17 protein-coding genes are annotated in these 12,460 nt (G+C 54.9%); 7 read left to right on the top strand and 10 right to left on the bottom strand.

Annotated features, from left to right (window positions below; all coding sequences use genetic code 11):
- Positions 1-148: 148 nt before the first annotated feature.
- The 7 genes from solA to grxB form a co-directional block, all read right to left on the bottom strand.
- The gene (gene solA / locus F3I20_RS03985; RefSeq protein ID WP_150037741.1) at positions 149-1,261 is read right to left on the bottom strand and encodes an N-methyl-L-tryptophan oxidase; all 1,113 of its coding nucleotides are present in this window, start codon (positions 1,259-1,261) and stop codon (positions 149-151) included.
- Between the two features lie 94 nt (positions 1,262-1,355).
- On the bottom strand, positions 1,356-1,610 hold the full coding sequence (gene bssS / locus F3I20_RS03980) for a biofilm formation regulator BssS (RefSeq protein ID WP_013357427.1): 255 nt from the start codon (positions 1,608-1,610) through the stop codon (positions 1,356-1,358).
- Positions 1,611-1,855: 245 nt separating this feature from the next.
- Positions 1,856-2,128, bottom strand: coding sequence for a hypothetical protein (locus F3I20_RS03975; protein ID WP_150009763.1), 273 nt, complete (start codon positions 2,126-2,128; stop codon positions 1,856-1,858).
- 145 nt (positions 2,129-2,273) lie between these two features.
- Positions 2,274-2,519 carry a DNA damage-inducible protein I gene (gene dinI, locus F3I20_RS03970; protein ID WP_003849907.1) on the bottom strand — a complete coding sequence of 82 codons (246 nt, stop codon included), beginning with the start codon at positions 2,517-2,519 and terminating at the stop codon, positions 2,274-2,276.
- 62 nt (positions 2,520-2,581) lie between these two features.
- Complete coding sequence (gene pyrC, locus F3I20_RS03965; RefSeq protein WP_150009761.1) at positions 2,582-3,625, bottom strand: dihydroorotase; 1,044 nt, start codon at positions 3,623-3,625, stop codon at positions 2,582-2,584.
- A 134-nt stretch (positions 3,626-3,759) separates the two neighbouring features.
- On the bottom strand, positions 3,760-4,323 hold the full coding sequence (locus tag F3I20_RS03960; protein ID WP_013357430.1) for a lipoprotein: 564 nt from the start codon (positions 4,321-4,323) through the stop codon (positions 3,760-3,762).
- 116 nt (positions 4,324-4,439) lie between these two features.
- Complete coding sequence (gene grxB / locus F3I20_RS03955; RefSeq protein ID WP_150009759.1) at positions 4,440-5,087, bottom strand: glutaredoxin 2; 648 nt, start codon at positions 5,085-5,087, stop codon at positions 4,440-4,442.
- A gap of 286 nt (positions 5,088-5,373) precedes the next feature.
- Between grxB and rimJ the strand changes: the two genes are divergently transcribed.
- The 4 genes from rimJ to murJ all read left to right on the top strand — a co-directional run bounded on the left by rimJ (position 5,374) and on the right by murJ (position 9,200).
- A complete protein-coding gene (gene rimJ, locus F3I20_RS03950) occupies positions 5,374-5,967 on the top strand; it encodes a ribosomal protein S5-alanine N-acetyltransferase (protein ID WP_150009757.1) in 594 nt (197 codons plus the stop codon).
- 13 nt (positions 5,968-5,980) lie between these two features.
- Positions 5,981-6,619, top strand: a complete 639-nt coding sequence (locus F3I20_RS03945; protein WP_150037742.1) for a DUF480 domain-containing protein — start codon at positions 5,981-5,983, stop codon at positions 6,617-6,619.
- Between the two features lies 1 nt (position 6,620).
- Entirely contained in the window at positions 6,621-7,541 is a 921-nt protein-coding gene (locus tag F3I20_RS03940; RefSeq protein ID WP_150037743.1) for a Gfo/Idh/MocA family protein, read from the top strand.
- 120 nt (positions 7,542-7,661) lie between these two features.
- Complete coding sequence (murJ, locus tag F3I20_RS03935) at positions 7,662-9,200, top strand: murein biosynthesis integral membrane protein MurJ (RefSeq protein WP_150037744.1); 1,539 nt, start codon at positions 7,662-7,664, stop codon at positions 9,198-9,200.
- A gap of 74 nt (positions 9,201-9,274) precedes the next feature.
- On the opposite strand, the gene flgN is transcribed toward murJ, so the two are convergent.
- From flgN to flgA, 3 genes are all read right to left on the bottom strand, one after another.
- Complete coding sequence (gene flgN, locus F3I20_RS03930; RefSeq protein WP_150037745.1) at positions 9,275-9,706, bottom strand: flagellar export chaperone FlgN; 432 nt, start codon at positions 9,704-9,706, stop codon at positions 9,275-9,277.
- Between the two features lie 5 nt (positions 9,707-9,711).
- Positions 9,712-10,017: a flagellar biosynthesis anti-sigma factor FlgM gene (flgM, locus tag F3I20_RS03925; RefSeq protein ID WP_150037746.1), complete on the bottom strand. Its 306-nt coding sequence runs from the start codon at positions 10,015-10,017 to the stop codon at positions 9,712-9,714.
- A 104-nt stretch (positions 10,018-10,121) separates the two neighbouring features.
- Positions 10,122-10,781, bottom strand: coding sequence for a flagellar basal body P-ring formation chaperone FlgA (gene flgA, locus F3I20_RS03920; protein WP_150037747.1), 660 nt, complete (start codon positions 10,779-10,781; stop codon positions 10,122-10,124).
- A gap of 154 nt (positions 10,782-10,935) precedes the next feature.
- Here flgA and flgB point away from each other — a divergent pair, with 154 nt between their 5' ends.
- The 3 genes from flgB to flgD are packed head-to-tail and all read left to right on the top strand — an operon-like array spanning position 10,936 to position 12,443.
- Positions 10,936-11,349: a flagellar basal body rod protein FlgB gene (gene flgB / locus F3I20_RS03915; protein WP_003849889.1), complete on the top strand. Its 414-nt coding sequence runs from the start codon at positions 10,936-10,938 to the stop codon at positions 11,347-11,349.
- Positions 11,350-11,351: 2 nt separating this feature from the next.
- Entirely contained in the window at positions 11,352-11,756 is a 405-nt protein-coding gene (gene flgC, locus F3I20_RS03910) for a flagellar basal body rod protein FlgC (RefSeq protein WP_013357440.1), read from the top strand.
- 12 nt (positions 11,757-11,768) lie between these two features.
- Positions 11,769-12,443, top strand: coding sequence for a flagellar hook assembly protein FlgD (flgD, locus tag F3I20_RS03905; protein ID WP_150009745.1), 675 nt, complete (start codon positions 11,769-11,771; stop codon positions 12,441-12,443).
- Positions 12,444-12,460 lie beyond the last annotated feature (17 nt).

Genomic DNA, 12,460 nt, shown 5'->3' with positions numbered 1-12,460 from the left:
GATATTTCTGGCGGGAAAGTTGTCAACGTTAAATGGCGGTAATTAACACTATGGGCGAAATAAAGACACTCATTATGTCAAGAAAAATCAGTTTTCGTCAGATTATGTCAGCCGGGTGGCATCACACTGATGCCACCCGTTACCAGAGTCAGAAACGCGAGAGGCAGAAGGGGGACAAATCAAAGGAGAACGGTTTTTGCTGTGCGAATTCCGCAGCAAGCTCGCCTAAGACGCTGGCAAATTTAAACCCATGTCCGCTGAGTCCGGTGATTAACAGGCGGTCAGGTTCACCCGGCAGGGTGTCGATAATAAAATCTTCGTCCGGGCTGAAATCGTAGCTGCAGGCTTCGCCATGCAGACAGACGCCGACGCCAGGTAAAAACTGTCGGAGAAAACCAAAGGCCTCACTGCCGTCCGCCGCTACTGCGCCAAAAGGTTTACGATCTTCAGGCTGCTGCATCAGCTGACCGCCATCATGGCGACCGACCTTCAGTGCGTTGTTATCCGCCGGGAAGCCGTAAAACTGGCTGCCATCTGCCATCTCAACCGTAAAGCCGGGGAACTTATTATTCTCGCTGTAGCGGCCATCTGCCTGATACCAGGCAAATACCTTGCGGGTAGGGGCGACCGGCAGGCCAGGAATTAATTTGCCGACCCAGGTGCCCGCGCTTATCAGCATTTTGCGGCCCCGATAGATGCCATCCAGGGTAGTGACCTGTTGCAGGTCACCATCACGACCAATCTCTGAGACCGGGCAGTTAAATAGTTGCGCACAGCCCGCCTGTTCCGCCAGCTGGATCCAGCTGCGAACCGCCTGTTCACATTTCAGAAAGCCGGACTGCGGCTCAAAGATGCCCAGATAACCCTCTGGCACGTTGATTTGCGGCCAGCGCTTACGTACTTCATCAGGCTGCATCACCTCGATATTGAGCTGCCAGCGGGTCGCGCTGTCGATAACGTTCCGGATAAAGGGGGAGTGCTCAGGAGCAAGGTTAAGTACGCCACTGCGATGCATGATGCGCTCACTGGCGCGCTGTTCCAGCTCATCCCACAGCGTCTGCGCCCGCAGAACCAGCGGAACATAATGTTCGCCTTCACCATAGGCGTGACGAATCAGCCGGCTCTCACCATGATGCGTTCCCTGATTGTGAGGAGGATGACCGCTGTCGATCATTAATACCGATAAACCTGCCTGGGTAGCATAGTAGCCAGCCGCCGCGCCCACTGAACCGCTGCCGACGACGATAAGATCATAAATCATGATAACGACACTCTAAGAGTCAGATAATCAAAAGCATACCAGAAACAGAAACGAAAAAGGCACCCCTGAGGGCGCCTCTTTGATGCGGCAGATATTAATGCTTATTAAGAAGTCGTTCTGGTTGCTCAGCTGATTCTATCTTGGCGATGCCCGCTTCGAGGATCGAGATAAACTGCCTTGCCACATCCGTTGTCAGCCAGTAGGTTGGGCCAACATCCGCTTCTTCTTCTTTTTGATCCTGCGACGACAGCGAGTGCAGGCGGATCATCATGGCATCATAGCTATCAACGGTACTGATGTCCCAGCCCACCAGCGGATGGGTCTGGATAACGTCTTTTCTTCTGTCCATTATAACCTCCTTATTACTCGTTAAACGAAGTGCATGATGAGGTTCAATGCGGCTTTTTTATTGCGATAGCGAGACAATTATAACAGTAAAAGTGGGTATCACTGTTTAAAAAATGCCGTGAACCAGCTTCTCACAGAATATTTGTGTTTGAAAGGAGGACGTTGAAAAATAAAATGCCTGGCGGGCAGGCATTTTTATCACTGTTCAATGGGCATGTAAAAGCGGGTTAAGCCGCGTGAGCGAACTTAAAGTGTCGGGGTTTCCGGCACAATGCCACCGCCACGTTTTTGCAGTGTTTCTGCAAGACGGGCAAAGTGCTGCTGAAGCTGCTCATCATGATTTTGATTTTGGGCTTCCAGCGACAGATTGTGCACCAGCAACTGACTGGCACGATCGTCAAGACAGAAAATCAGACTGGAAAAGGCATTTTCCAGCACCGTTAAACGACGCTTTTGATCACCAATCAGTGCTAACAACTCACCAAAGGTCATCGCCTCTTCCGGTTTATCAGTAGTCATGGTGTCGCACCTCCTGTTATGCGTGACGAGCGCAAGGATAGGGCATTGATCATTAAGAGTCTAGATGCAGAGAGGGAGAAGTGCGAGAGGGGAGAAAAGATAAAAAAACCGGGTGGCGACACCCGGAAAAAAAGCACAGTGGCGGTTAATCAGTAATGAACCAGTCGTCAGCGCTTTCCCACGTCTGCTGCAGGATTTCGCTGATCTGGTCGCGCGTCTCTTTTCCACCGCCCAGCACGCTGAGATTGTTGGCACTGGCGTAACGTACCTTGACGTGATTGGTCGAATCAGGGAACTGTTCGTCGATGCGGCGCGATAATTCATCGCTTAACGCTTCAATCGCGCCAGCAGGAAGAGGTCGGGTATTGGATACGGTAATTTCAACGCGCATAATAGCCTCCGATTAAGATACTGTATATATTTACAGTATCATTGAGCCGGAGGCAAGTAAAATTATGCAATGCGCCAGTTCAGCGTTTCACCGGCCAGGAACGGCACCAGTGAGTGGCTGCCGAGTGCAATTGACTCTGGCACCTGCCACGGCTCACGCACCAGCGTGATCGTCCCCTCATTCAGCGGCAGGCCGTAAAAACGCGGGCCATTTTCAGAACAGAATGCTTCAAAATGTTCCAGCGCGTTCAGCTCTTCAAAAACGGTGGCGTAGGCGGGCAACGACGTCGGTGCATTAAATACGCCCGCACAGCCGCAGCTGGACTCTTTGAGATGACGCAGATGCGGCGCGGTGTCGGTGCCAAGGAAGAAGCGTGGATTCCCGCTTGCCACCACTTTACGCAGCGCTTCCTGATGCACGTTGCGCTTAAGGATTGGCAGACAGTAGAGGTGCGGGCGAATACCGCCCACCAGCATGTGGTTGCGGTTAAACATCAGATGCTGCGGGGTAATAGTTGCGCCCAGTGTTTCACCGGCATCGGCAACATATTGAGCGGCATCCTGCGTCGTAATGTGCTCCATCACCACTTTCAGTGCCGGAAACTGGCTGCGTAGCGGCACCATCACGGTTTCAATAAAGCGGGCTTCACGGTCAAAAATGTCGATATGCGCATCAGTGACTTCACCATGGATCAACAGTGGCATACCGATCTTTTGCATCCGATCCAGCACGCGAGCAATGGACGCGATGTTGGTCACGCCATGGCTGGAGTTGGTGGTGGCGTGCGCCGGATAGAGCTTCGCCGCGGTGAACAGACCGGCGGTGAAACCGCGCTCAAGCTCATCAGGATCCAGCGAGTCGGTCAGGTAGCAGGTCATCAGCGGCGTAAAGGCGTGATCGGCGGGTAGCGCCGCCAGAATGCGATCGCGGTACGCTTCACCGGCCGCCACGCTGGTTACCGGGGGCACCAGGTTTGGCATCACAATGGCACGACCATTCACCGCGCTGGTATAGGGCAGGACCGTTTTGAGCATCTCATCATCACGCAGATGAATATGCCAGTCGTCAGGGCGACGCAGGGTAAGTTGCTGAGGTTGTGCTGTCATCTGTGAAGCTCCGGCAGAAAGGAAACAAAAGGCATGTTTTGGCCGGGGTCTAAGCATAGGGATTCAGGCAACCGTTTGCACCTGCTTTTTATGCCGCCAGAGAAAATCCGCGCCGGATGGCGCGGAAATCGGGATTACTGCGTAAAGGGAATGACCAGTTCGCCAGGCTTCACTTCCAGTCCTTTGGCAAATTTCTTCGCCAGCGACTCGCCTTTGCTGCGGTCTGCGCTGAGCACATAGGCGGGTTTTTGATCAAAATAACTTTTCAGCGACTGATTCAGATAAGGCGTCAGTGTCTTCATGATGGATGCCATTTTTTCCGGGGCCACCTGGGCGTCTACAATCTCCAGATCGCGCAGATAAATTGCGCCCTGCTGCTGATCATAAACCGGCTGAGCACGCATTTTCAGCTGCATATCGGCCTGCTGCGGGCCAAACAGTGAGGTAACGTTGATTTTTGCATTACCGGAGAGCGTCACTTTACCCGGTTCTTCGCGACCAATCTGACTGGTCAGGTTGTTCAGCACGATGTGTGCGTTAACCAGCCCGGAAACGCCAATATCTTTCTCGTAGTTATTGTGCTTCTGCAGCGCCTGGTTTACTTCCTGTTCGCTGATGGTGTATTGCGTCAGTTGATTACATCCGCTAACCAGCAGCGCCATCAACAGGGCAGTCAGCCCGAAAAAAGCCTTTTTCATCGATCTTTATCCTGAATATCAGAGCCAGTAAACAGGCCATAGCCTGCCTGAATGCGTGGCGGGTGTCATCAGGAAAGGGATGAGAAACGCCGCAGCGTCTCTCATCTGGGGCGGGACTAATGCGCTATCGAAGAGAGCAGATTAACCTGAGTCTGTTTCGCCATGTTATCGCGGTAGTCCGCGACCCGGCTCGGCCAGTCGATTCCGGCGACCAGCGTCAGAGAGCGGAGTAGCGGGAAGAGATTAAAATCATCTTGCGATAGCTCGCCGTTTACCGCATTGGGCTGAACGATTAATTTGTCCAGTTTGCGCAGATCCTCACTTACATTCTTAATCAGCCCGGCCGAGTGGCTTTTCAGCGTCTCAAAATCACCGATACTCGCCTGTTTTTTGCTGCGGAAATAGTCACGCGCCTCAGGCGTCGCGAACTCGGCAAACGCCGCTTCGGCAATGCGCGGCAGCAGCAGTTTATTGACATAGCTGTTCATGTGACGCAGCCAGTCGCCAATTGCCGGGTTCAGCGCGCCAGTGATCAGCGGCGCGCCATCCTGCTGATCGACGTAATGCACGATCTCCATGCTCTCAGGCATTGCGCTGCCATCCTGCTTTTGCAGAATCGGTGCCATTTTCTGCCCGATCAGTCGTTTTGGCGTCTCTTCATCGTCGTTGAGCATCACCACCAGCTCAACCGGCTTATTTTTCAGACCAAAAATCATTCGCGCTTTAACGCAGAAAGGACAATGGTCATAGATATAGAGTTTCATCCTGATCTCCCGGATTTTTACAGGTTTAGTGTTTAACAGAGTGAATCAATTCATCCTGTTTCGGGCGCGTAAAAAGTATGGAAGAGATTACCCTGCAGGGCAAACCTGCCAGCCAGCATGTGTGCTGTAGTAGGACAAACCAACTGTTCGCCGCTGTGATAACAGAGCAAAATCAACCTCTTTAAAGCTAAACCGCTGTAACGTTTTACCGCAGCCCAGGCGGCGGTTATAGTGAAAGCCGGGTAATGACGGCTATCACTCACAGCCATTGATTTCAGGAGTCAGGATGTTTGGCTATCGTTCTGCCGCGCCCCGGGTGCGATTAACCACCGATCGTCTGGTGGTCCGTCTGGTTCACGAACGTGATGCCTGGCGAATGGCAGATTACTATTCGGAAAACCGACTGTTTTTAAAACCATGGGAGCCGGTGCGCGACGATAGCCACTGCTACCCTTCGGGCTGGCAGGCGCGCCTCGGGCTGATTTCCGACATGCACAAGCAGGGAACGGCCTTCTATTTTATTCTCATGGACAGCGATGAAACCGAAGTGCGGGGCGTGGCGAACTTCAGTAACGTGCTGCGCGGTTCCTTTCACGCCTGTTATCTCGGCTATTCACTGGGTGAAAAGTGGCAGGGGCAGGGGCTGATGTTCGAAGCCTTGCAGTCGGCTATCCGTTATATGCAGCGCCAGCAGCATATTCACCGCATCATGGCGAACTACATGCCGCACAACCAGCGCAGCGGCGATCTGCTGGCGCGACTCGGTTTTGAGAAAGAGGGTTACGCGAAAGATTATCTGTTGATCGACGGACGCTGGCAGGATCACGTGCTGACAGCCTTAACTCTGCGGGAATGGACGCCTGACCGGCGTGGACAATAATGAGGACGTGAGCATGAAGATGGCTTTATCAGCGCAGGCGTTGCGCGTGCTGGGCTGCCTGCTGGAGAAGCAGGTCACCACGCCAGAGCAGTATCCGCTGTCACTGAATGGCGTGGTGGTGGCCTGTAATCAGAAATCGAATCGCGAGCCGGTGATGGAGCTGAGTGAAAGCGAGGTACAGAATCAGCTCGATCAGCTGGAAAAGCGTCATCTGGTCACCGGCAGCAGCGCCGCCGGACAGCGGGTGGTAAAATATGAGCAGCGTTTTTGTAACTCCGCGTTTGGCACACTGAAACTCAACAGTGCGGAAGTGGCTCTTCTCACCCTGCTGCTGTTGCGTGGCCCCCAGACGCCAGGTGAACTGCGAACCCGCAGCGGTCGCTTGCATGAGTTCAGCGATGTCGGCGACGTGGAACAGACGCTGGAAAGCTTGATGCAGCGTGACGACAGTGCACAGGTCATCCGCCTGGCGCGTGAGCCAGGCAAGCGTGAAAGCCGCTTTATGCATCTGCTGGGCGATGAAGATGACGCGCATCAGGCTGCCGACGCGCCTGACGAGCAGGGTGATCTGGCGGCGCGCGTCACTACGCTGGAACAGCAGGTTGCAGCACTTCAGGCGCAACTTACCCAATTGCTGCAACCGGAGAGCTGAGATGACATTACGTATAGGCGTGGTGGGATTGGGTGGTATTGCGCAGAAAGCCTGGCTGCCGGTGCTGTCGGCCGCGACGGACTGGACACTGGTAGGGGCGTTTTCCCCGAATCAGGCCAAAGCCCGCCCGATCTGTGACAGCTATCGCATGCAGTGCTTTGGATCACTGAATGAATTAGCCGCAGCCTGCGACGCGGTGTTTGTCCACAGCAGCACCGCCACCCACTATGAAGTGGTCAGGGTGCTGCTGCTGGCAGGAAAAGATGTCTGCGTCGACAAGCCGCTGGCTGAAACCCTGGAGCAGGCTGAAGCGCTGGTGGCGCTGGCAGAAAAACGTCAGCGTAAACTGATGGTGGCATTTAACCGCCGCTTCGCGCCGCGCTATCAGCAGCTGCAGACGGAGATGGCTGATGCCGCCTCTCTGCGGATTGAAAAGCACCGCAGCGACAGCGTCGGGCCACGGGATCTTCGCTTTACCCTGCTTGATGACTACCTGCATGTGGTGGACACCGCGCTCTGGCTGGGCGGCAAGCCTGTTCGCCAGGTTCACGGACGCATTGATACCAATGAACAGGGGCAGATGCTCTATGCCGAACACCATTTCGCTGTTGAAGGTCTGGCGATCACCACCAGTATGCACCGGCGCGCAGGCAGTCAGCGCGAGCGGGTCAGCGCAGTGTGTGACGGTAAATGCATCGACATCAGCGAGATGCGTGACTGGCAGGAAGAACGCAGTGATGGCCTGCTTATCACCCCGCCGCCAGCCTGGCAGAGCCATCTGACGCAGCGCGGCTTCAGCGGTGCAGCACGCCATTTTATCGACTGCGTACAAAATCAGACGAAGCCTGAAACCAGCGGTGAGCAGGCGCTGATGGCGCAGCGTGTGGTGGAAAAACTGTGGCGTGAGGCGACGCAGGAATAACGCCTTGTAACACTCCGTGCTGGTCATTTCCCTCCGTGGCAGTAGACTGTCGCCGGGCATCCTCGGGTGCCCGCGCTAATTCTCCTTTTTGCCGATTCTTTTCAGGATGCGCCGTCAATTATGAATTTGTTGAAATCGCTGGCAGCGGTCAGTTCTATGACCCTGTTTTCCCGCGTACTGGGCTTTGCCCGTGATGCTATCGTGGCGCGGGTGTTTGGTGCCGGAATGGCGACTGATGCCTTCTTTGTTGCGTTTAAACTGCCCAATCTGCTGCGCCGTATTTTTGCTGAAGGCGCATTTTCTCAGGCATTTGTGCCGATTCTGGCTGAATATAAAAGTAAGCAGGGTGAAGAGGCGACGAAACTGTTCCTGGCGTATGTCTCGGGCCTGCTGACGCTGGTACTGGCGCTGGTTACGGTGGCGGGGATGATCGCTGCGCCCTGGGTCATTATGGTCACGGCTCCTGGCTTTGCCGACAGTGCCGATAAATTTGCACTGACCAGTTCGCTGCTGCGGGTAACTTTTCCCTACATTATGCTGATTTCGCTGGCGTCGCTGGCGGGGGCGGTGCTGAACACCTGGAACCGCTTCTCGGTACCGGCGTTTGCGCCAACCCTGCTGAATGTCAGCATGATTGGTTTTGCGCTGTTTGCTGCGCCGCACTTTCATCCACCGGTGATGGCTCTGGCCTGGGCGGTGGTCGCGGGCGGTGTGCTGCAGCTCGGCTATCAGCTTCCCCACCTGAAAAAGCTGGGAATGCTGGTGCTGCCGCGTCTTAATCTGCGCGACGCGGGCGTGTGGCGAGTGATGCGTCAGATGGGCCCGGCTATTCTGGGCGTTTCCGTCAGTCAGATCTCGCTGATCATCAACACCATCTTCGCCTCGTTTCTGGTTTCGGGTTCGGTCTCCTGGATGTACTACGCGGATCGCCTGATGGAGTTTCCTTCGGGTGTGCTGGGCGTGGCGCTGGGCACCATTCTGCTGCCGTCGCTGGCTAAAAGTTTTGCCAGCGGCAACCATGATGAATATTCCCGACTGATGGACTGGGGCCTGCGACTCTGCTTCCTGCTGGCGCTGCCGAGTGCCGTGGCGCTTGGCATGCTCTCCGGTCCGCTGACCGTGGCGCTGTTCCAGTACGGTAAATTCACAGCTTTTGATGCATTGATGACGCAGCGTGCGCTGATCGCCTACTCCGTCGGACTGATGGGCCTGATTGTGGTTAAGGTGCTGGCGCCCGGTTTCTATTCCCGTCAGGACATCAAAACGCCGGTGAAAATCGCGATTGTCACGCTGATCATGACGCAGCTCATGAACCTGGCGTTTATTGGCCCGCTGAAACATGCCGGTCTGTCACTGTCGATTGGTCTGGCGGCCTGTCTGAATGCGTCGCTGCTCTACTGGCAGCTGCGTAAGAAGAATATCTTTGTGCCGCAGCCGGGCTGGGGTAGTTTCCTGCTCCGCCTGCTGATTGCCGTGGTGGTGATGGCTGGCGCGCTGTTTGGCATGCTGCAGTGGATGCCGGCCTGGGAACAGGGCGCTATGCTGTGGCGACTGCTGCGTCTGGCGGCGGTGTGTGCTGTCGGCGGAGGCGCTTATTTCCTGGCGCTGGGGCTGCTGGGCTTCCGGCTACGCGACTATGCACGGCGCACGGCTGTATAAGCCTGATTAACTGACAATAAACTAAACCCATAAAAAATCCCGCACCAGGCGGGATTTTTTCGCTACTTTTCGGCTCAGGCTTTACGACTTAACGTTGCCTGACCTTTACCCATCCCATCGGGACCATAAAAGGCCTGAGTCTGATGCGGCTTCAGCACTTCAAGTGCATTTTCCGTGTAGCGAATCTGATGCTGCAGCAGCATGCCATTATGAACATTGGCATTCTGCAGACGACGGGTATGCTGCTGAATGCTGTCCCAGCGGCGTGCCATGTCGTTCTGACCACGATAAGGTGCCGATGTCGCCTGACTCTGTTCAGCGGTGCGGCGCATCTCATCCAGATAGTTCAGCGTACTGAGCAGCGCACTTTTATCTTCGGTGATGCGCTGCAACAGGTTGCTGTTGATACTGCCCGCTGCCAGTTGCTGCTGCTCTTCTTCCAGCACCGCTGAAAGCGACGCCAGCACGTCCTGCATCTTATCTAATGTGGTCTGCAAATTACTCATGGGAATTAATTACCCTCTAAATACGCCTTAGTGTCGGCAATCAGCGCATCGGCGATTTTGCCGGTATCCATCTTCAGTTCACCATTACGAATGGCAGTTTTCAGTTGTTCAACGCGCTCGACGTTAATATCTTTGCTGCTCGGCTGCATCAGCTGCGACTGCGCGCTGCTCAGGCTCACCTGGGCTGCAGCAGGGGTCGTGGCTGATACCGGACTGGCACTCTGACGCACTTTGCTGCTGCCAGACTCACTGCTGTCGCGGCTCTGTACGGTGCTGGCGGGTTTCAGAGGTTGCGTTCTGTCAATGCTCATATTCGGGCTCCTGTACGGTCAGGGGAAGTCTGCCACCTGAATCATAATAGCGTTATCGCTTTGTTGATTCTTCTATCGGCAGCACTACGGGCTTCTTTAACACTTTACAGCGTTATAAGAATATTCCCATCCTCGCGCACCTTACCGCTGACAATCTGGCCATTTGCCATCCTCACGCGAACCGACTGCGAGCGGGCGGCGTTGTTCAGCGCCTTGCCCTCACCGCTGGCGTCAAAGCCGTCTCCGCTGGCAATCACCATCACATTCTGACCCGCTTTAACACGCCATGGCTGACGCAGCGTGGAGGGATTAATCGGCTGTCCTGGCTGTATATCACGCAGCACTACGGCGTCTGCGACTGCGTCCGCATTCAGCAGGGCGCGGGCAGGCAGGGCATCAAGGCGGCCGGTTTGCAGCGTGAAATCACTTTCGCTGACGCTACTGCCCTGGCTCAGCAGCCGGGTCGCCACCAGATAGGAGCCGGTGACCTGAACCTGTACCTGGATATAACGGCGATTCTCATCGCAGTTTGCCGCCACGCTCATGTTGCCCCATAACCGGCTATTGCCCGGCAGAGTGAACTTTGGCATGTCACAGGCTGGCCATTGCTCTTTAGGGGTGCGAACCACGACCACCATGCCTGCAGCATGCTGAGCGTCACGCGCTTTAAAAAATTGATTCAGTTGTGCATTGAGATCCCCGGCAGAAGCCGGAAGGGCGATCACGACCAGCAGGCTGGTCAGCAGAGTCAGATATCGACGCATTGTGCAGTTCCTCACTGATGATGGCGACGAGTGTACCCGTTAAGAAAAATCCTCAATTGTCAAAATAGCGGTCATTTAAGGCGTTATTCAGACGATGACGGCTTGCTTTTTCAAATTAAGCTGCGAACTCAAAATTCTCATACGCGGAGGAAACATGCTCGACAAACTGGATGCGGCGCTGAAATTTGGAACGGAGGCCCTCAACCTGCGTGCTCAACGTCAGGAGATCCTGGCGTCAAATATTGCCAACGCCGATACCCCTGGTTATCAGGCCCGGGATATCGACTTTGCCAGCGAGCTGAGTCGGGTGATGTCCAATGGTCGTGCGGAAGGCAGCAGCATGGCGTTAAAAGTCACGTCAGCTCGCCACATTGAAGCACAGACAAACGGAGCGCCATCGATGGATATGCTTTATCGCATTCCCGATCAGCCTTCTGCCGACGGCAATACCGTAGATATGGACCGTGAGCGTACGCAGTTCGCGGATAACAGCCTGAAATATCAAACCGACCTCACCCTCATCAGTAGCCAGATCAAAGGCATGATGAGCGTGTTACAAGGGCAATAATTATGGCCTTGCTGAATATTTTTGACATTGCCGGCTCAGCGATGACCGCGCAATCACAGCGATTAAACGTCAGTGCCAGTAACCTGGCAAACGCCGACAGCGTCACCGGTCCCGATGGCAAGCCTTACGTGGCAAAGCAGGTCGTCTTCCAGACCGATGCGGCTCCGGGTTCAGCGACCGGCGGTGTGAAAGTGGCACGCGTCGTGGACGATCCGACACCTGCGAAGCTGGTCTATGACCCTGGTAATCCGATGGCTGATGCCAAAGGTTACGTGAAGATGCCGAACGTGGATGTGGTTTCTGAAAGCGTCAACACCATGTCGGCGTCACGCAGCTACCAGGCCAACGTCGAGGTGCTCAACACCGTGAAGTCGATGATGATGAAAACCCTGACGATCGGGCAATAACGGAGAAAAACCATGGCTATCGCGGTAGGCGTTAATGAAAAGCTGGACCCCACGGTCCTTAGCTCATCCAGCACCAGTGGCACCGGCAACAACGCACAGGATCTGCAGAATCAGTTCCTGACCATGCTGGTGACGCAGTTAAAGAACCAGGATCCAACCAATCCAATGGATAACAGCCAGCTCACCACGCAGCTGGCACAGATCAATACCCTGAGCGGCATTGAAAAACTGAATACCACGCTGGGATCGATCTCCGGTCAGATCAGCACCAGCCAGTCGCTGCAGAGCTCCACGCTGATTGGGCATGGCGTGATGGTTAATGGCGGACAAATTCTGGTAGGCAACGGCACCACCACGCCATTTGGTGTAGAGCTGGCTTCCGCTTCTACTGGCGCATCCGCCACCATTAAAGATGCCAGTGGCACGGTGATCGATACCGTCGATCTGGGCGCGCTGAGTGCTGGCGTCCACACCTTCTCGTGGGACGGCAAGCTGACTGATGGCTCTGTCGCACCGGATGGTAAATACAGCGTTACGATTGCCGCAAGCAATGGCAACACACAACTGGTGGCACAACCGCTTAACTACGCCTACGTCAATGGGGTGAGTACTGCGAACAACACCACAAAACTGGATCTCGGCACCATGGGCTCCGCCACCCTTGACGACGTACGTCAGATTCTCTGATTAACCTGTAGACAGGA

It is taken from the genome of Candidatus Pantoea gossypiicola, from assembly GCF_008632075.1.
Lineage (GTDB): Bacteria > Pseudomonadota > Gammaproteobacteria > Enterobacterales > Enterobacteriaceae > Pantoea > Pantoea gossypiicola.
The sequence above is the reverse complement of the archived record's forward strand: the minus strand, read 5'-3'. Positions and strand labels throughout refer to the sequence as shown.

What these genes read in the sequence shown, in the direction of transcription:
- flgC (WP_013357440.1), top strand. Translation starts at nt 11,352, where the DNA reads ATGGCCTTGCTGAATATTTTTGACATTGCCGGCTCAGCGATGACCGCG.
- F3I20_RS03960 (WP_013357430.1), bottom strand. Translation starts at nt 4,323, where the DNA reads ATGAAAAAGGCTTTTTTCGGGCTGACTGCCCTGTTGATGGCGCTGCTG.
- bssS (WP_013357427.1), bottom strand. Translation starts at nt 1,610, where the DNA reads ATGGACAGAAGAAAAGACGTTATCCAGACCCATCCGCTGGTGGGCTGG.
- F3I20_RS03945 (WP_150037742.1), top strand. Translation starts at nt 5,981, where the DNA reads ATGAAGATGGCTTTATCAGCGCAGGCGTTGCGCGTGCTGGGCTGCCTG.
- grxB (WP_150009759.1), bottom strand. Translation starts at nt 5,087, where the DNA reads ATGAAACTCTATATCTATGACCATTGTCCTTTCTGCGTTAAAGCGCGA.
- dinI (WP_003849907.1), bottom strand. Translation starts at nt 2,519, where the DNA reads ATGCGCGTTGAAATTACCGTATCCAATACCCGACCTCTTCCTGCTGGC.
- flgA (WP_150037747.1), bottom strand. Translation starts at nt 10,781, where the DNA reads ATGCGTCGATATCTGACTCTGCTGACCAGCCTGCTGGTCGTGATCGCC.
- rimJ (WP_150009757.1), top strand. Translation starts at nt 5,374, where the DNA reads ATGTTTGGCTATCGTTCTGCCGCGCCCCGGGTGCGATTAACCACCGAT.
- murJ (WP_150037744.1), top strand. Translation starts at nt 7,662, where the DNA reads ATGAATTTGTTGAAATCGCTGGCAGCGGTCAGTTCTATGACCCTGTTT.
- F3I20_RS03975 (WP_150009763.1), bottom strand. Translation starts at nt 2,128, where the DNA reads ATGACTACTGATAAACCGGAAGAGGCGATGACCTTTGGTGAGTTGTTA.
- pyrC (WP_150009761.1), bottom strand. Translation starts at nt 3,625, where the DNA reads ATGACAGCACAACCTCAGCAACTTACCCTGCGTCGCCCTGACGACTGG.
- flgM (WP_150037746.1), bottom strand. Translation starts at nt 10,017, where the DNA reads ATGAGCATTGACAGAACGCAACCTCTGAAACCCGCCAGCACCGTACAG.
- flgN (WP_150037745.1), bottom strand. Translation starts at nt 9,706, where the DNA reads ATGAGTAATTTGCAGACCACATTAGATAAGATGCAGGACGTGCTGGCG.
- flgB (WP_003849889.1), top strand. Translation starts at nt 10,936, where the DNA reads ATGCTCGACAAACTGGATGCGGCGCTGAAATTTGGAACGGAGGCCCTC.
- F3I20_RS03940 (WP_150037743.1), top strand. Translation starts at nt 6,621, where the DNA reads ATGACATTACGTATAGGCGTGGTGGGATTGGGTGGTATTGCGCAGAAA.
- solA (WP_150037741.1), bottom strand. Translation starts at nt 1,261, where the DNA reads ATGATTTATGATCTTATCGTCGTCGGCAGCGGTTCAGTGGGCGCGGCG.
- flgD (WP_150009745.1), top strand. Translation starts at nt 11,769, where the DNA reads ATGGCTATCGCGGTAGGCGTTAATGAAAAGCTGGACCCCACGGTCCTT.